At 30.2% G+C, this 18262-nt stretch carries 17 protein-coding genes and 11 tRNA genes; 26 read left to right on the top strand and 2 right to left on the bottom strand.

Annotated elements, in window-relative coordinates; translation table 11 throughout:
- Positions 1–12: 12 nt before the first annotated feature.
- The 18 genes from plsX (at position 13) to B5E87_RS00325 (ending at position 8635) form a co-directional block, all read left to right on the top strand.
- Complete coding sequence (gene plsX, locus B5E87_RS00410; protein ID WP_087242836.1) at positions 13–996, top strand: phosphate acyltransferase PlsX; 984 nt, start codon at positions 13–15, stop codon at positions 994–996.
- Positions 993–1676, top strand: a complete 684-nt coding sequence (gene rnc / locus B5E87_RS00405; RefSeq protein ID WP_087242834.1) for a ribonuclease III — start codon at positions 993–995, stop codon at positions 1674–1676. The genes plsX and rnc overlap by 4 nt, the downstream gene beginning before the upstream one ends.
- A gap of 69 nt (positions 1677–1745) precedes the next feature.
- On the top strand, positions 1746–2012 hold the full coding sequence (locus tag B5E87_RS00400; protein WP_087242832.1) for a LysM peptidoglycan-binding domain-containing protein: 267 nt from the start codon (positions 1746–1748) through the stop codon (positions 2010–2012).
- Positions 2013–2066: 54 nt separating this feature from the next.
- Positions 2067–2420, top strand: coding sequence for an FMN-binding protein (locus B5E87_RS00395; protein WP_087242830.1), 354 nt, complete (start codon positions 2067–2069; stop codon positions 2418–2420).
- A gap of 122 nt (positions 2421–2542) precedes the next feature.
- Complete coding sequence (locus tag B5E87_RS00390) at positions 2543–4012, top strand: nicotinate phosphoribosyltransferase (RefSeq protein ID WP_087242827.1); 1470 nt, start codon at positions 2543–2545, stop codon at positions 4010–4012.
- 26 nt (positions 4013–4038) lie between these two features.
- Positions 4039–4869: a prephenate dehydrogenase gene (locus B5E87_RS00385; protein WP_087242826.1), complete on the top strand. Its 831-nt coding sequence runs from the start codon at positions 4039–4041 to the stop codon at positions 4867–4869.
- Between the two features lie 220 nt (positions 4870–5089).
- Positions 5090–5164 (top strand) — tRNA-Cys (locus tag B5E87_RS00380).
- Positions 5165–5167: 3 nt separating this feature from the next.
- Positions 5168–5256: transfer RNA gene (locus B5E87_RS00375), tRNA-Leu, on the top strand.
- Positions 5257–5340: 84 nt separating this feature from the next.
- Positions 5341–5417, top strand: a tRNA-Arg gene (locus B5E87_RS00370).
- A 14-nt stretch (positions 5418–5431) separates the two neighbouring features.
- Positions 5432–5508 (top strand) — tRNA-Pro (locus B5E87_RS00365).
- Between the two features lie 7 nt (positions 5509–5515).
- Positions 5516–5591: transfer RNA gene (locus tag B5E87_RS00360), tRNA-Ala, on the top strand.
- Positions 5592–5600: 9 nt separating this feature from the next.
- Positions 5601–5693 (top strand) — tRNA-Ser (locus B5E87_RS00355).
- 17 nt (positions 5694–5710) lie between these two features.
- A tRNA-Met gene (locus B5E87_RS00350) sits at positions 5711–5787 on the top strand.
- Positions 5788–5790: 3 nt separating this feature from the next.
- A tRNA-Asp gene (locus B5E87_RS00345) sits at positions 5791–5867 on the top strand.
- A gap of 8 nt (positions 5868–5875) precedes the next feature.
- A tRNA-Phe gene (locus B5E87_RS00340) sits at positions 5876–5951 on the top strand.
- Between the two features lie 26 nt (positions 5952–5977).
- Positions 5978–6054 (top strand) — tRNA-Met (locus B5E87_RS00335).
- Positions 6055–6094: 40 nt separating this feature from the next.
- A tRNA-Ile gene (locus B5E87_RS00330) sits at positions 6095–6171 on the top strand.
- A gap of 127 nt (positions 6172–6298) precedes the next feature.
- Positions 6299–8635, top strand: a complete 2337-nt coding sequence (locus B5E87_RS00325; protein WP_087242824.1) for an HAD-IC family P-type ATPase — start codon at positions 6299–6301, stop codon at positions 8633–8635.
- Here the strand turns inward: B5E87_RS00325 and B5E87_RS00320 are convergent.
- Positions 8632–9177: a hypothetical protein gene (locus tag B5E87_RS00320; protein WP_087242822.1), complete on the bottom strand. Its 546-nt coding sequence runs from the start codon at positions 9175–9177 to the stop codon at positions 8632–8634. The genes B5E87_RS00325 and B5E87_RS00320 overlap by 4 nt on opposite strands.
- Before the next feature lie 129 nt (positions 9178–9306).
- On the opposite strand from B5E87_RS00320, the gene B5E87_RS00315 reads away from it, so the two are divergent.
- On the top strand, positions 9307–10320 hold the full coding sequence (locus tag B5E87_RS00315; protein ID WP_087242820.1) for an AI-2E family transporter: 1014 nt from the start codon (positions 9307–9309) through the stop codon (positions 10318–10320).
- Positions 10321–10343: 23 nt separating this feature from the next.
- Positions 10344–11117 (top strand): HAD-IIB family hydrolase, encoded by a 774-nt coding sequence (locus B5E87_RS00310; protein ID WP_087242818.1) that lies wholly within the window; start codon positions 10344–10346, stop codon positions 11115–11117.
- Positions 11118–11318: 201 nt separating this feature from the next.
- Here the strand turns inward: B5E87_RS00310 and B5E87_RS00305 are convergent, their stop codons facing one another.
- On the bottom strand, positions 11319–12518 hold the full coding sequence (locus B5E87_RS00305) for a tyrosine-type recombinase/integrase (RefSeq protein ID WP_087242816.1): 1200 nt from the start codon (positions 12516–12518) through the stop codon (positions 11319–11321).
- Positions 12519–12838: 320 nt separating this feature from the next.
- Here B5E87_RS00305 and B5E87_RS00300 point away from each other — a divergent pair, with 320 nt between their 5' ends.
- From B5E87_RS00300 to B5E87_RS00275, 6 genes are all read left to right on the top strand, one after another.
- Positions 12839–13207: a hypothetical protein gene (locus B5E87_RS00300; RefSeq protein ID WP_087242814.1), complete on the top strand. Its 369-nt coding sequence runs from the start codon at positions 12839–12841 to the stop codon at positions 13205–13207.
- A 74-nt stretch (positions 13208–13281) separates the two neighbouring features.
- Positions 13282–13650, top strand: coding sequence for a hypothetical protein (locus tag B5E87_RS00295; protein WP_087242812.1), 369 nt, complete (start codon positions 13282–13284; stop codon positions 13648–13650).
- Between the two features lie 236 nt (positions 13651–13886).
- The gene (locus tag B5E87_RS00290; RefSeq protein ID WP_087242810.1) at positions 13887–14372 is read left to right on the top strand and encodes a hypothetical protein; all 486 of its coding nucleotides are present in this window, start codon (positions 13887–13889) and stop codon (positions 14370–14372) included.
- A gap of 48 nt (positions 14373–14420) precedes the next feature.
- The gene (locus tag B5E87_RS00285; protein WP_087242808.1) at positions 14421–16823 is read left to right on the top strand and encodes a phage tail tape measure protein; all 2403 of its coding nucleotides are present in this window, start codon (positions 14421–14423) and stop codon (positions 16821–16823) included.
- Positions 16824–16908: 85 nt separating this feature from the next.
- On the top strand, positions 16909–17391 hold the full coding sequence (locus B5E87_RS00280; protein ID WP_087242806.1) for a hypothetical protein: 483 nt from the start codon (positions 16909–16911) through the stop codon (positions 17389–17391).
- A 200-nt stretch (positions 17392–17591) separates the two neighbouring features.
- Positions 17592–18215 (top strand): hypothetical protein, encoded by a 624-nt coding sequence (locus B5E87_RS00275; protein ID WP_087242804.1) that lies wholly within the window; start codon positions 17592–17594, stop codon positions 18213–18215.
- Positions 18216–18262: the final 47 nt, after the last annotated feature.

The raw sequence follows: 18262 nt of genomic DNA, 5'->3' as shown, positions 1-18262 counted from the left end.
AGTGAAAGAATTATGTATAAGTTATCAATAGATGCTATGAGTGGTGATTTAGGAAGTTCTATCGTTGTAGAAGCTTGTGAAATGTTTATGAAAAATCATCATGATGTAGAACTTTATGTCACTGGAAAAAAAGAAGAATTAGAAACATTAACAAAATATGAAAATATTCATATTGTAGATGCCAGAGATGTTGTGAAAATGGATGATGGCATTATGTCTGTGCGTCGTAAAAAAGAATCAAGTATGGTAAAAGCTGTCATGATGGCACGAGAAGGTGTTGTTGATGGTGTGGTATCATGCGGTTCAACTGGTGCCTTTTATACAAGTGCTATGCTCTTTTTAAAACGTATTGAGGGTGTTGAAAAGTCTTGTCTGATGGTTATGATGCCTACATATAATGGAAAGGGCATGGCTATGCTTGATGTAGGAGCTAATGCTGAAAATACAGATGAACAATTGTATGATTTTGCGATTATGGGGAATATTTATGCTAAAAATATAAGGGGAATCCAAGAACCTAAAGTTGCTTTATTAAATATTGGAACTGAATCTAAAAAAGGTGATGAAGCGCATCAGCAGGCATATCAGCTCTTACAGGCAAGTGATCGTTTGCACTTTGTAGGAAATGTTGAGGGTCGAGATATTTTAAGTGGTGATTATGATGTTGTAGTCACTGATGGTTTTAGTGGTAATATTGCTTTGAAAACTTGTGAAGGGGTTGCTTCAACATTAATGAAAATGATCAAAGAAAGCATGATGTCTTCACTAAAAGGAAAAATAGGGGCATTATTAGCCAAATCTTCACTTTATAGTTTGAAAGAAAAATTTGATTACAAATCTGTTGGTGGTGCTTTAATGATGGGATTTGAAAAAGCAGTTGTAAAGGCACATGGAGCCAGTGATGCTAAAGCGTTTTGTAATGCTATGGATTTAGCTTATCAGATGGTGAAAATGGATGTTGTAACTCAAATGAAGGAAGGATTAAGTCAAAAATGAAAATATTAGATTTTTTACAGAAAGAAAATATACCATTTCATAACATTGCCATTTATAAAGAAGCATTTACACATGCTTCATATGCTAATGAATCGCATTATGTAAAAAAAGACTATGAACGTTTAGAATTTATGGGAGATGCTGTTTTACAGCTTTATGTTTCAGAGTTTTTATTTAATCTTTTTCCTGATGTTCCAGAAGGAACATTGACAACTTTACGTAGTAAACTCGTACGTGAAGAGTCATTAGCACGTTTCTCTAGAGAATTAGGTTTAGGAGAATTGCTATACTTAGGTGTTGGTGAAGAGAAAAGTGGTGGTAGAGAACGTGAAAGTGTTCTTGCCAATATTTTTGAATCATTTATAGGTGCATTATATTTAGATTGTGGTCACGATGAAGTTTTAAAGATATTACAACAAACTATATTCAAACATATCAACGATTTAGATTATGATGATATTACTGATTATAAAACAACTTTGCAGGAATTGATTCAAGCTGATCAGCGTCGTACTGTCACATATGAATTGTTAGAAACATCTGGTCCGTCTAATGCTCCAGAATTTAAAGTAGCTGTCATGATGGATGATATGTGTCTAGGTGTTGGGAAAGGAACAAGCAAAAAAAGAGCTGAACAGCAGGCAGCGAAGGATGCTTTAAATAAACTTGCGACAAAATAATGATGAAATGATGGATTTTGCCTAGATATCTTTTTCAAAAAAGCATAGTTTATTTTGGGAGTGATAATCATGTATAATCCATATATGTATGATGATGAAAGAGTCATAAATCCTCGTGTTGGAGAAATTGTTTTATATACGGTACACAAAGGTGATAATGTTTATCGTATTGCGAAAACATTAAATAGTGAAGTGGCATGGATTCAGGTTATGAATCAGCTTAATGATGATTTGTTGATTCATCCTCAACAGGAACTCTTGGTGCCAATTGTTTATCAAAAGGTTCCACCAATGCCACAACCATTCCAAAGAGAAACTTATGATTTATATTTTTAAAAAAATGCATAAGATTTTCATTTGAGCAAAAACTATAAATAGGAGGTTTGAAAAATGAAGAAAATAATCATCCTATTTGTAGCTATGATATTATGTGGATGTGCTCAAGAAAAACAAGTAGAAGAAAAATCGCAATATAAAGATGGGACTTATACAACAACTGCTATGGGATATGGCGGAGAGTTTGAGGTTGAAACAACATTAAAAGATGATAAAATTCAGGATATTGTGATTAAAGAGCATAATGAAACACCATCTATTGGAGGTGTAGCTTTAGAACAAATGATTGACAACATGAAGAAAAAGAATCATTATGATGTTGATACCATTTCTGGAGCTACCAAGTCTTCTCAAGCTTTAAAAGAAGCCGTTGCTAAGGCTTATGAAGAAGCTAAAAATGAATCTTAGTATTTTATATTGATCAAAAGTAGTTACAATAAAAGTGACTGCTTTTTTTGTTTATTGAAGAATAAATCTTTATTTTTTAGGAAAATTAGTATATGATAATGAAAATGATAGGGGGCTAAATAATGGAAAAAAACTATGTTGGTTGTGAAAGAAATATCACTTTGATCATGGATTTTTATGAATTAACAATGGCTTATAATTATTTTAAATTAGGAAAACAAGATGAAATTGTTTATTTTGATATGTTTTATCGTAAAAATCCTGACCAGGGTGGTTTTGTTATTTTTGCGGGTTTACAGCAGTTAATTGAAGCAATTGAAAATATGCATTTTACAGATGGAGATATTGAATATTTAAGATCATTAAATGTCTTTGATGAAGATTTCTTTGCGTATCTCAAAGATTTTCATTTTACAGGAACTATCTTTTCGGTAAGAGAAGGGACACCTGTTTTTCCATATGAACCATTAATTACAGTGAAAGCTAAACTTATTGAAGCACAGTTGATAGAAACATTTTTATTAGTGACAATTAATCATCAATCTTTAATTGCAACAAAGGCTAGACGTATTGTGCAGGAAGCAAAAGGGCGTGCTGTGATGGAATTTGGAGCACGTCGTGCTCAAGGATATGATGGCGCTCATTATGGGGCGAGAGCTGCTTATATTGGAGGAGTGGCTGGAAGTGCGACTGTATCTGCTGGAAAAGATTTTGGAATACCTGTATTAGGAACAATGGCACATTCATTTGTACAGTCTTTTGATTCGGAATATGAAGCATTTAAAGCTTATGCTCAAATTTATCCTGATAATTGTGTTTTGCTTGTTGATACTTATGATACTTTAAAAAGTGGTGTTCCTCACGCTATACGCGTTGCTGAAGAGGTTTTAGCACCAATGGGGAAAAGATTAAAAGGAATTCGTTTAGACAGTGGAGATATTGCTTATTTAACTAAAAAAGCCAGAATGATGTTAGATGTTGCAGGATTGCATGACTGTAAAATTACAGTTTCTAATTCATTGGATGAGTATTTAATTCGTTCAGTGTTGGAACAAGGCGCTCAGATAGATTCATTTGGTGTAGGTGAAAATATGATTGTCTCTAAATCTTCACCAGTTTTTGGTGGTGTATATAAACTTGCTGCTATTGAAAAAGATGGAGAAATTATTCCTAAAATTAAAATATCTGAAAATACTGAAAAAATTACAAATCCAGGATTTAAAAAAGTTTATCGTTTAATTGAAAAAGAAACTCATAAAGCCATTGCTGATATTATTGCTTTCCATGATGAAGTTTTAGATGAAAATCAAGATCTTACAATTTATCATCAATTAGATGCATGGAAACATAAAACACTTTATGCTGGAACATATGAAATTCAACCATTGCAGACACTTGTGTTTGAAAATGGAAAAAATGTTTATCCATATAATTCTTTAGATGAAATTAGAGCATATTCTAATCAGCAAAAACAATTATTATGGGATGAAATTTTCCGTTTAGAATACCCTCATTTGTATTATGTTGATTTAACTCAGAAATTATTAGATTATAAGCTAAAAATGTTAGCGAAAGGGAAAAAAGGACATTAGTCCTTTCTTTTTAAAGGATTTTATTTATGATTATTACAGTTGTAGGATTAGGTGTTATTGGTGGTAGTTTTGTTAAAGCTTTAAAAGGGAAAGGATATGATGTTTATGGAGTGGATTGCGATCAGCAGACTTTAGAAATGGCGAAAGCTGAAGGGTGTATAATTGAAGGGTATCTTGATGGACATCAGATTATTTCACAGAGTGATTTAACGATTATTTGTTTGTATCCATCAAAAGTTTTAGATTTTATTTCTGAACATACTTTTAAAAAAGGAAGTATTGTTACAGATGTTGTTGGTATTAAATCATATTTTTTAAATCAAGCTTTATCAAGAATAGATCAGGATGTCGAATATATTAGTGGTCATCCTATGGCTGGTCGTGAAAAAAAAGGCTATTTGTATGCCAGTCAGGAAGTTTTTCAAAATGCAAATTATATAGTTATTCAGCATGAACATAATCAGATAGATAAAATTGATTGGATGCGTCAATTTGTAGGACAACTAGGTTTTAAGAGTGTGAAAATCATGAGTCCTTATGATCATGATGAAATTATTTCCTATACATCACAATTACCACACACATTAGCTGTAGCATTGATGAATAGTGATGATGAAAAATATGAAACAGGTAAATATATTGGAGATTCATTCCGTGATTTAACGAGAATTGCTAATATCAATGCAGATTTATGGGCAGAACTTTTCTTTCATAATCGTGATTATTTATTGGCTTCTATGGAGCGTTTTGAAAAGCAATTTGATTTGTTAAAACAAGCTATTGCTTCAGGAGATGAAAAATCTTTAAAGGAAATGTTTTGGCAATCATCTAAGCGTAGAGAAAAGTTAGAAAAATAAGTCATCAAAGAATTAAGAGAGTAGATTTATCAATGAAAAGATAAAGATACTCTTTTTATAAAAAAATTATATTTTATAAAATAAAAAAAGCTTTGAATTTAAGAAGTAAAATTAAAATATGGAGTCAAATGAGAGCAATCATTTGTAAAAAAAACGAAAAAAGGTATTGCATAAATGGGGAAAATATTATATACTAGGTGAGCAACGAGTTAAGGAAGTTGGTTCCATAGCCAAGTTGGTAAGGCTACAGACTGCAACTCTGTCATCGTCGGTTCGAGTCCGGCTGGAACCTCCAACTGCCCAGGTGGCGAAATTGGTAGACGCACAGGACTTAAAATCCTGCGGACCTTAAAATCCGTGCCGGTTCGACTCCGGCCCTGGGCACCATTCAAAAAAAGAATTTGAAAAAAATGAAAAAAAGTGTTGCAATTGAATAAGAAATGTGATATTATTGAATGGCACTGTTAAGAGGCGCTAGTAGCTCAACTGGATAGAGTGCTTGACTACGGATCAAGAGGTTGTGGGTTCGATTCCTGCCTAGCGCGCCAATCAAATATACGAACGGGAAGTAGCACAGCTTGGTAGTGCACCTGGTTTGGGACCAGGGGGTCGCAGGTTCGAATCCTGTCTTCCCGACCATTGTAATGGGGCTTTAGCTCAGCTGGGAGAGCGCCTGCTTTGCACGCAGGAGGTCAGCGGTTCGATCCCGCTAAGCTCCACCATTATGTTGCGGAGGTTTACCCAAGTCCGGCTGAAGGGATCGGTCTTGAAAACCGACAGGGGATGAAAGTCCCGCGGGGGTTCGAATCCCTCAACCTCCGCCATTTATTAAATTTCATATCGCGGGATGGAGCAGTCTGGTAGCTCGTCGGGCTCATAACCCGAAGGTCGTTGGTTCAAATCCTTCTCCCGCAACCAAATGGTCTGGTAGTTCAGTTGGTTAGAATGCCGCCCTGTCACGGCGGAGGTCGCGGGTTCGAGCCCCGTCCAGACCGCCATTTGTTTTGGTTCCGTAGCTCAGTCGGTAGAGCAGAGGACTGAAAATCCTCGTGTCGCTGGTTCGATTCCGGCCGGAACCACCATTTTTATCAAAAACGATTCACTACATGGCGGGGTAGCTCAGTTGGCTAGAGCAATCGGTTCATACCCGGTGGGTCGGGGGTTCGAATCCCTTCCCCGCTACCATTAAGTTTAATAGTGGTGAATACCACTTTTTATTTTACTTGGACCCTTAGCTCAGTTGGTTAGAGCTATCGGCTCATAACCGATCGGTCGAAGGTTCGAGTCCTTCAGGGTCCACCAAGATGTATGCAACCTCTTTATGAGGTTTTTTTATTTTTTTATATTATAATTTGTGTTATGATATTTTTATGATATTCATATATATTTCATAACAATGTTATATATTGATATAAAAGTAGGTGATTTGATGGATGATATGAAATATATGGGGTTAACATATCAACAGGTAGATGAACGTAAGCAACGAGGGCTTATTAATATATCACATGATAATATTTCAAAAACAAAAAAACAAATTGTTTTAGAACATACTTTGACTTATTTCAACTGTTTAAATGTTTTTTTAGCAGCCATTATTATTTCTACTGGTCGTTGGACCAATTTAACCTTTATGGTTGTCATCTTTATTAATGCTTTTATTGGTATTTATCAGGAGTTTAAGGTTAAGAAAATTATTGATCAGTTAACTGTTGTGACAGTTAAGAAAGTAAAAGTTATAAGAAATCAAGAAGAAATTATTATTCCTACGGAAGAATTGGTTTTAGATGATATTGTTTTTTTAGAAATGGGTAATCAAATAGGAAGTGACTGTGTCGTTTTAAGTTCGCAGGGAATGGAAGTTAATGAAGCTATGTTAACTGGTGAATCTGAACCTGTTAAGAAGTATAAAGATGATGAGTTACTTTCAGGTAGTTTTGTAGTTGCCGGAAGTGCTTATGCGAAGGTTATTCGTGTAGGGAATGATAATTATTCCACTAAGCTTGTTCATAAAGCGAAAAATAAAAATAAAGCTTCTTCTGAAATGAAAGACTCTATTGAAAAAGTGATTAAAGTTTTAAGTGTTGTGATTATTCCAGTTGGTATCGTATTGTTTTTTTCACAACGTAGTGCCTTTCCAAATGATTTAGCCAGTGCCATTGTCAAAACTGTAGCGGGTGTCGTTGGAATGATTCCTGAAGGTTTGGTTTTATTAACAAGTTTATCATTTATCATTGGTGTTGGGAAATTGGCACGTAAAAAGGCCTTGATTCAAGAAATGGAAGCTATTGAAGCTTTAGCAAGGGTAGATGTCTTATGCTTAGATAAAACAGGAACCATTACAACAGGTGAACTCAAAGTTGAAGAAGTGATACCTGTTGAGCCATATTGTTTAAAGGAAATAGAATATATTATGGGTGTGATGGCTCATGAGTTTGATGATGTCAATGCAACGCAATTAGCATTGCAAGACTATTTCTTTAAACAAGACAACGTTATTGTGAATAAACGTATTCCTTTTTCATCTCAAAGAAAGATGCGTGCCTTAAGTATTCAAGGAAATGGTAACTATGTCTTAGGAGCACCAGAATTTTTATTACCATCAGATCATGTTGTTTTAAATCAGGCTGATGAATATGCCCAAAAGGGATTTCGTGTTCTTTTGTTAGGGAAAACAGATTTGATTGATGAACAAGAATCCAAGATTGGTCAAGTCAAGCCAATCGCACTTATTATTATTTATGATTGTATTCGTCCTGAAGCTAAAGAAACATTACATTTCTTTGAAAATGCAAATGTGGATATACGTATATTATCAGGGGATAATCCAGCAACTGTATCTCGTGTTGCGCAATTAGCTGGATTAAAGAATGGTCATCTCTATATTGATGCTTCAACATTACCTGAAGATGATATGGAATTAGAAAATATTGTTGCACATTATCATGTTTTTGGTCGTGTTAAACCAGAACAGAAACAGCGTATTATTAAAGCACTACAGGTAAATGAGCATGTTGTTGGAATGGTTGGAGATGGAGTAAATGATGTTCTGGCACTTAAAGATGCTGATTGTGGTATCGCTATGGCCGCGGGAAGTGATGCTGCTAAACAGGCTGCACATATTGTTTTATTAGATTCTTCTTTCGCATCTATGGTTGATATTGTGAAAGAGGGGAGAGCTATTATTGCAGATATTGAAAGAGTCAGCTCACTTTATTTAACCAAAACAATTTATTCAACAGTATTAGCCTTGATTTTTGCGGTTTTAAGAATGAGTTATCCATTTACACCATTACAGTTAAGTTTAATTAGTGGTTTAGCAATCGGTTTACCTAGTTTCTTGTTGACTCTGGAACGTTCATCGTCTTTATCATCACAAGGTTTTTTGAAACATGTCATTTCGACAGCTTTGCCTTGTGCCCTGACTATGATCATTTATATGCTGGCCATTACCTGGATTGGAAAAGAATTCCATTTTGATGCTAAAATGTTATCTACATATTATTATTTAGTTGCTGGTTTTATCAGTTTTCTGGTCGTTTTTGTTGTATGTTTGCCATGGAATCGTATAAGAGTCATTGTTACGAGTACGATTACAGTTGTTTTTTATCTCATATTGATGATAATGCATGATTTCTTTGAGATTTATTCACTTTTCTCAAAATCATTAATTTTCATTATTCCAATATGTTTGAGCAGTATTTTTGTATTATTGATTTTAAAAAAAGCAATTGTCCTTTTATATCAACACTTTGAATGTCATTAACGTAATAATTTTAAATTATAAACTGAAATGTGAGTTTTATCTTTAGATAAAATTTGTTGACATTGTTCTTTAGCTAGATCAAAGAGCTTATAAGGATGAATATTAATGGTTGATACATAAGCACCACATTTGATTTGAAATGAACATGTATGATGTAAGTATTCAAATGTTTTGTTTTTCAAATATGAATGAAATTGAATAAAAGCAATTTCAATCAGTTCTTCATTTGTATTAAACATAACTAAAAAGAAGAAGTTCGATCTTTCATAATAGAGGTGAGCATCACCAAAATCAAAGAATTCACTCATTTTTGTTGCTAAATGTTTTGAGATATGAAAATAAAGTTGAGGATATTCTTCAATATGATATGGTACAATTTGATATTCAATATATATTCCTGTTAAAAAGCGTACAGTAGAAGGAATATCTAACTGTTTAAAGAAAGGATATAGATTTTTTTGATAATCAATATGCTGATAGGAAAAATCTGGATCTAAAATTGGAAATTGATATTGATTATTCGTTGAATCATATATATGCATTTTTAATCACCATGATTAACTTTAACATGTTTTCAATAAGAAAAATGTCGATTGTTGTCATGAATTGTATAAATAAGTCCTGAATGGACTTATTTTTATTTATAAACATATAAATGAATAGGTGAGTCTATGGATAAAAAACGATACCTTATCATTGGGTTTGGTTTATTAATATATATCATTATTTTAAAATATATGTTTTCTTTACTTTTTCCATTTATATTAGCTATTCTCTGTTTTTTTGTTTTAAAGCCATTGATTGATCGTATTCAACAGTATATTCCATTACAAAAAAGTGCTATAGGTATTTCTTTGCTATTATTTATTTATCTTGCTTTAGCATTCCTTTTGGGCATATTAATAACAGCTTTATTTTGTTTATGTGTCCACTTTTTTCAACAATTGCCTATGTATTATGATTCTATTTTTTTACCCTTTATATATAAAATAACAAAACTTTTAGAAAGTATTTTTTCTTTTGTACCTCAAGATTTTGTAATCATCTTTCAAAACTGGATTAATCAGAATATGCTTGACTTCATATCCTTTGCATCATCTTTTATTAAATCTATTCCTTCATTTCTTTTATCTTTCTTCATATTTGTGATTTCTACATTTTTTCTTGTTTTAGATTATGAAGATATGAAAGATTGTTTTTTACGACTCTTACAAAAAAAGACATGTTTTCAACTTGTACAGTTTAAAAATAGAGTCTTAAAAAGTTTATGGATTTACATGAAATGTCAGATTATTTTAATGTTTGTAACATTTTTAATTTTATTGATTGCTTTTCTTATTTTAAAGATTGATTCACCGTTACTTTATGCTTTTACAATTTGTTTGCTGGACAGTTTGCCATTTATTGGAATTGGAATTATTTTAATTCCTATGATGGTTTTATATTTATTTCAAGGGGCATATATGAAGGCAGTTTATTTATTTTGCTTATATTTGATTATTAACATGATACGTAGTTTTCTTGAACCTCATATCATGAATAAAGAGATGAAAATTCCTGCTTTTTTATTATTGGTATCTATGGTTCTGCATATTCATTTTTTTGGTATAGCTGGCGTTATTCTTTCACCCATTCATATGAGTTTTATTTATCAGTATTTTCATAAAAGTGAGGATTTGATATAATAAACTTTAGGAAGGTGATGGTTATGAATAAAAAATATTTTTTCTTTGATATAGATGGAACACTTACAAATAAGCAAACAGGTGAATTGATACCTAGTGCAAAAACAACAATCAAAAAATTACAGGACAATGGTCATTTTGTATGTATTGCGACAGGAAGAGCTTATTATAAAACAAAAGAATTTGCGAAAGAAGCAGGATTTCACCATATTGTAAGTAATGGAGGCGCTGCTATTATAATGAATGATCAGCTTATTGAAAATAAACCTTTGGATCGTCAAAAAGCTATTGCGTTATGTCAGGAAGCTCATCAAAAAGGATTTGGACTTCTTATTTCACCTAATGATAGTATTGATGTTATTATGAATGATGAATTATTTATTCAACAGGTTGGATATAGAAAAGAACCAACTAGATATTTCTTTGATTCATCATTAACTTATCAGGATATTCAAGATTATTATAAAATTTATATTGCTGTGGATGAAAAACATGAACATGAATTAACACTTCTTGATTCAATTGGACATATTCGTTTTATGAAAGAATATTTAACATATCAGCATGATGCTAAAGATGAAGGAATTTTCAAAATGTTAGAGTATGTGCATGGTCAAGCTGAAGATGTTGTCGTTTTTGGGGATGATTATAATGATTTGATTATGTTTAAACCAGAATGGACATCAATTGCAATGGGAAATGCCTGTCAAGAATTGAAAGATAAAGCGAGCTTTATTACAAAAGCAAGTTATGAAGATGGTATTGAATATGCCTGTCAATATTTTGGATGGATTTAAATATCTATTTATTGTATACAGTGATAATTCAACCATAATTCAAAAATAATGTCTCAAAAAGTTGATTTACTATAATTTTCGGAAAATATTTTTAAAAATCACAAATATTTTTAAATTGTATCAATAGATACAACAACCTTTTTTACATCAATTTAAAATTTATGATTTTAATAAAAACAGTAGTAATCATACTACTGTTTTTTAGTTTATATACTTAAAAATATTCTTGAGTTCTTCCATTAGTTTTTCATTTTTTAAGACATCAGAAATTGTGATTTCATGTTTAATGTTAGAATCTCTGAATTCTGCCAAGGGTTTTTCAGATTTTATGAAATTAAAATATTCTTCTATTTTTTGAGCTGGTTCATTTTCCATGTTGTTGATGTATTCTGAATAATGCTGACTCAGTGTATTAATATTGTGTTCAGTATAATTCTGTATTAAGGGAAGTGGGGTTCCAAGCTTTAGATTTAAGATAGTGAAAGTTTTTCGGAAAGTTCTTGATGTAATCTTGTTTCCATTATTATCAACCATTCCCTCTGTTAATGAAGAAATCAATGAATTCAATGATTGCAAGGTCATTGGCTTATTGTTATCACCTGCTACTGAAAAGAAATCAGGCTTAAATATAAAGGAATTAGGGTGCCTGTCATAGTCTGACAAACTGTGATAATAAGTATTGATATCATCTCTTACCATTTTGGGCAAATAAATGGTATCTTTTTTCCCAACTTTCTTATGATTCACAAACAATGTATGGTCATTCCAATCATAATTTCTCCATCTTGCCTCTAAAATCTCATTAGCTCTAAGACCAAGACATAACATATCAAGAAGTAACTTGTTTCTTAGATATAATGGTTTTCCATTTGTTTTTTCAAGATTTTTAAAAATCTGACATAAGTTAAAATTAGATAAATATCCTGTATTATTACTTTCTATTCTCATTTCTTGATTAGTAGAAAGATAATTTTTGCTTAATATATAATTATGAGTGTTATTTGTAATTTCTCCTTGGTTATACGCATATTGGAGATATACCACCACATTACTCATATAGGAGCGTTTTGAATTGTTAGAAAGCAATCTATCCTTAGATGTTTTATATTGTTGTAAATAATTGTAATATTCTAAGATTATATGAGGTGTAATTTGATAGGTGTATTTAATTTTTGGAAATTTATTATTTAAGAATTTTAGAAATTTTTTAATATCGGAATTTTTTCGGTTTTTTGAATTTGAGCTAATATGAGAAGAGCTACTTTTCTTACCTCTTGCAATATATCCCAAGTCAACTTGTTTAAGATAGTTAGCAATTGAATCTTCTATTTTAATATCCTTTTTTACTAATCCATCATTAATTGTAATCTTATGATTGTTTAATTTATTTAATTTTTCCATAATTTTTATTCTCCTTTTTTTATTTTAAAAAATATTATGAGGTTATCAAAATAAAGAGAATTATATAATTTTAAGTTTTTATCATAAAATACCTCCTACAACCAATACAATTTTAATTGTATCTCAAGCTTATGATTATACAATAATAACAAATAATAATTATGTCAACATGTTAAGATAAAAAAATAACAAAAATAATCAAAAATTTAAAATAAAAGTTAAAATATTAAATTTAGACTTATTTTTATAAAAAAAGCAAAAATATTTTGTTATAATTATAAAAAGTGGTGCATATAATTAATAAAGGTGGTGGTGTAAGAATGACTGAAAAAAATAGAATAACAATATATTTATTACCTGAATTATATGATGAATTTAAGGAAATTGAATACAAGACAAGGGGAACTAAAAGATATATATATATTTTTTTATCAAAAGCTGTCAGTGTTCTATTAGAAAACTCATTATACAGAAATGATGTTAATTTTAATAGAACAGTATGCAATCATGATTTCTTAGAAATATTACTAAAAGAATATGGTAATAATGTTAAGCGAATGTCAATGACTTTAACTGATGAAGTTTATGATGAATTAATTTTTCTAAAAAAACAAGGTTTTGATATTAATATATTCATTAACTATGCTATTTTCATTAGGGTAAAATATTTTCAAAAACATGGTAAATAACTACTATGTTTTTTATTTTTTTAAAATAAAAAAATATAATATATAGAAAAATAATAATAAGGAGTGAAAATGATATGAGCTTGACTTATCCAAAAGGTAGTATTTTCGACAAGTGCATTCTCGAAAATTATATTAAGGAAATATATATTGATTCTGTCGGAGAAACTTTTTACATTCGAAAGTTGACAGTTAAGGAATATGAACCGATAGCTTCTGCTGCCTTAAAAAATGATAAGGCTATTAAAGAAGGAAAAGATGTTAAAACAACAGATTTGACAATTACAGCCTTAATTCAATCATTATGTGACAAGGATGGAAGAAGATTATTATCTCCAACAGATTTTGACACAGTCAAAAATTTTGATAATGAAATAGCATCGATTATCACTAATGAAGTTTTAAGACTAAATAATCCTGATTTCGAAGAAATAAAAAAAAAGTAAATGACCCCGATGAGGATTTCTCAACAATTTATCAGAAAGATATAGAACCTACTATTTTTAACAAATGTTATATCGCTGATAAGCTCGGAATTACTCTTGAGGATGTTGACCAAATGCTTTTTTGTAATTTTGTATCATTGATTAACTATTATCATTTACTTGATTTCATTAGCGAGGAATATCAGGTATATTCCAAAAATAAAAGACATAATAATAAATAACAAGGAGGAAATTTTATGAAAAATAATGTTGAAAATATAAAAGAAAATATTAATGAAATTAATGAAATTGAAAAACCAATTGTTAAAGGTTCTAAGTATAAACATAAGGACTTAGGTATAGATATTGTTGATTTATATAAAACACCAAAAGATGAAATCTTAGAAATTGAAGATTGGGATATTCCTTTTGAAGAAATGTTCCCTCTTACATATGTAGCTAATTTGTCTGGATTGAAAATATATACAAGACAGATGACTATGAAACAACAGAGTAATTTTGTCGAACAAATGAAAAAACTAAATAATAATATTGAGTTTATGGGAAAGACAATATGCGAACTTGCTTATCTTGAAGATGGGACAAGAGCCTTTCCAAGTGGTCGAATGAATGAGACAATTCTTTCTAAAAGACAAGATATGGTTTTAAAACTGTATCTTAAGTTAATAGATGTAGCTAACCCAGATTTTGATACAACTTTTGAAAAAATTAAAAGAAAATAATAGAGGATTAATATAATCCTCTGTTTTAATAATAGGTGGTGATTAAGCATGAACAATGTAGGTTCAATTAGTGTTGATTTTGAAATTAATACACAAAAAGCATTACAATCTTTACAAAATGTAAAAAAAGAAATGGAAAATATAGCCAATGATATTAAGAATATGAATAATCAATCATTAGGAACAACAACTGCTCCTGTTAAAGCAGAAGTTGATAATAGTTCTCTTGATGATGCATTTAATACAATCAGTGCCTACTTTGGGATGAATACAATCAATGCTATTGTCAATGTTGCTGCAGATGCTGCAAAGATTGATTATGATATGCTGGATGCAAAAATTTTAGCAGATATGTCTGACAAAGAATATGATATATATTCTAAATATATTTTTAAATTATCTGGTGATAGTGGTATAGATGTTAGCGAGATTATATCTGCATCAAATGATGCTTTCTCAAATGATGTTTCATCAAATGAAATTGAAACACTTATGAATTTAAGTTCTAAACTTAGTATTGCTAACAATTCTTCTATTGAAAGTAGTACAGGTGTATTAACATCAATTAAAAATTCTATCGGTTTACAAGTAAATGAACTTGGACAGGTTGCTGACTACATAACTCAAGCTAATACTGATTATGGTCGAGTTGATATAGAGGCATTAGCACAAGGCTTAAAAAGAAATGCATCTTATCTTACTTCTGGTAAAATAAAGTTATCAGAATACTTAGCTATGGGAGAAGTATATACATCTCAAGGTATAGGTATGGAAGAATCACAAACTTTTATATCTAATTATTTGGCACAAGTAGATAGTGCCTCAGATGCAACAAAAAAATGGGCTAAAGAAACTTTAAATCTTGATTTTTCGATGAAAAATTTAAATAAGCTTGGTGTAAAAGGTTTCACTGAGGAAGTTATGAAAAAAACAGGAGGAAATAGTGATTACATATCTAAATTATTTGGTGGAATAAGAGGTAGAAATGCATTTGATGCACTTGCAGGAGATATTGATAAATATGGGAAAGCTCTTGATAATTTAAAAAATTCAAGAGGAGCTCTTGATGATATATTTGACCAAAAAATGGAAACACCATTTCAAAAATGGACAGTTGCGGTTAATAAATTTAAAAACGCTATGGTTGGATTAGGACAGAAATTAAGCCCTATCTTAACAGGATTTGCAAGTGCACTCAATGTAATAACTGCTATAATCAATGCAATACCTGCTCCTGTTGTTCGATTAATTGCAGTGTTGTTAACATTAATTTCTGTTATGGTTATTTTGAATGGTGCTGCTTCTATTGTTAAGATTGGTCTTAAGTCTCTTGTTCCTATGTTTAATTTATTAAAAAGCCCTGTTAAAAACACTATTGGATTTTTTAAGAATTTTGACATGAAACTTTTGGCTACTGGTGGATACATATTATTTGTTGCATATTTGATTTGGTTCTTATATGAGAATTTTGATGTAGCAGGAAACGCAATAGGCTCAGTATTAATGTTGCTTGTCGGAATTGTTGCCACAGCATTTTATGCAATTTTGAAAATTGTGGATACTGTGTTAATTGCCATGAGTAATGCAATTATTGGCTTTGTCAATGGAATTGGAGGTATTGTTAATGCTGTTGGAGATTTAATCGGCATGGATGGTCTTGGTTGGAAATTTGATGAAGTAAAAAGAACTTTTATCACAGGTGCTGCCGATTTGGTTGGAGAAGGTGCAAGATGGTCGGCTAAAATTGGTAAGGAAATGGGAGACTTATCAGAAAAGAATTATAATGACCATGGTCTCGAATTCAACCCATTTAATAGTGTTTCAAATGGAATGGAAGATGCATCAAATGAGATTGAAAATATGGCAACTGGTGCGTATGATGATATTTCTAAGGATTTCTCAGGTGGAGACACTATTGCAGATGGAATTGATGATATAGGTGATTCTGCTGAAAATGCAGGTGATGGTGTTGATAGTCTAACAGATAGTTTGAATGATAATAGAAAGACTTGGGATGATTTAAAATCTTCATTAGAAGAAACTGCTGATTCATTTAATGATATTTCCGCTAAGTTTGAACAAATGACATACAAGGTTATTAATTCTGCTGATTTGTTAAAAACAGCCCAATATAATTTAGCTATTACTAACCAATGGGCTAAAGTTAGAGATAATTTGCTTGGCAATTCAAACTTATCAGGATATGCATTGAATTATATAGCTGGACTTGATGCTTCCAATTTAGGTGAATTAAAAGCACTATCAAATCTAAGTAATTCAGATTTATCAAAATGGAATTCAATGATGAATAATATGAACAAGGTTAACACATATCAAGCTGGAAAAACTGAAATAATTGAAAATAATTTTACAATCAATAGAGTCAAAAATGAAAAAGAAATAATAGATTATATTTCTAAGGTTGGAAAGAAACAAGGATGGGCTAAATAATTTTAAAAACACTATATTAAATAGTGTTTTTTTGTTGTCTCAAAATTTTTGGGAAATTATACTAAAAATTAAGGAGGAGATATATATGTATACAAAAAAAATATATAAATACACAAAAGATTATATAGAGGTTATTGAAAATGATTTAAAAGAATTCGAAAATTTCATCAATGAATTTTCAGAATTATATTACAAGTTGGCTAATGTTGATAATTTTGCTAAATATGTAAATAATTTACAAAATAATGGATTTGATTTTTTTGAAATTGAAAAAATATTAAACAACCCAAACATTTTTACTATTATCGCTTTTGTTAACTATGTAAGAAATGGTTCTCAACTTATTTACCTCAATGATGTTGGATTAAGATGCATTGAGTGGTTTAACTTATCATATTTCGAATTATTTAACCAAATGGAATATCTATTATCTGAATATAGTTTTAATAAAATAAAAGACATATTCAATTCTTTTAATTTTCTTATTGAAAATTTAACACCAGATGATAATCAAGTTTTTAAAATTATTGAAAATAATTTTGAAGAAGATGATGATATTATGTTTTAAGAACAATTTAAACCGGTTCTTGCCTTTTTCTATTAAAAAAAGATAGTGCTATTTCTTACTTAATATAGATTGTTCTATTAGTATACCATCTATCATTTTTGTTCATTAAACAAAAAAATAACAAAACTGAATAGCAGATTAGCTTGATTTGCGAGAGCAATATAAATACTTGTGTGTTTTTTTAGAAAGGAAAAATTATCATGAAATTAAAATTTAAAATATCTGAAATTAATGAAATAAAAATATTGCCAAGAATATATACATGCGATACCCAGAAAATATTAGATTCTAAAAATAATATCGAGAATCCAGTTGGGTTAACTGAAAATGTGGTGTTATCTGGCAATGTGTATAAATGCATTAACTTAAACACTTGGGAAACTCAATTTTTAAACTCATCTTATGAAATATGTATTAGAGCTTATGTTTTGTCAAGATTTTATATTTTGAGAAATTTACAAAAAAATAATAATGATTTATTTTTTTCATATTTAAAAAAAATTAGTTCTGATATTGAATTTTTTGTGTTTAATTATGAAATATTTTTTGAAAATTTTTACATAAATTACAGTGTTTCTGAATGGGAAAACCATTTTGTTAGTTATAATATTGGCTGCTTACAGAGAGAAATTAGAAAAGCCTTAATATTTTTTTCGGCAAAATATGGTAGCATTGAAAATGCAATTGAAGAAGATTATGTTAATTTTTTATTGCACATGACAACTATCTTAATAGAATATATTGAATATATCTTAGAAATTAATCATATCCTATATAAGTTCATTGTTGATAAGTATCAAGAAGATTTTAAGCTTGCAAATTAGCAAGCTTTTTTAATTATTTTAATTTAAAAAAATATAATATTAATATG

Source organism: Massilimicrobiota sp. An142, from assembly GCF_002160725.1.
GTDB classification, from domain to species: domain Bacteria; phylum Bacillota_I; class Bacilli_A; order Erysipelotrichales; family Coprobacillaceae; genus Allocoprobacillus; species Allocoprobacillus merdigallinarum.
This window is presented reverse-complemented; position numbering and strand designations above follow the sequence as displayed.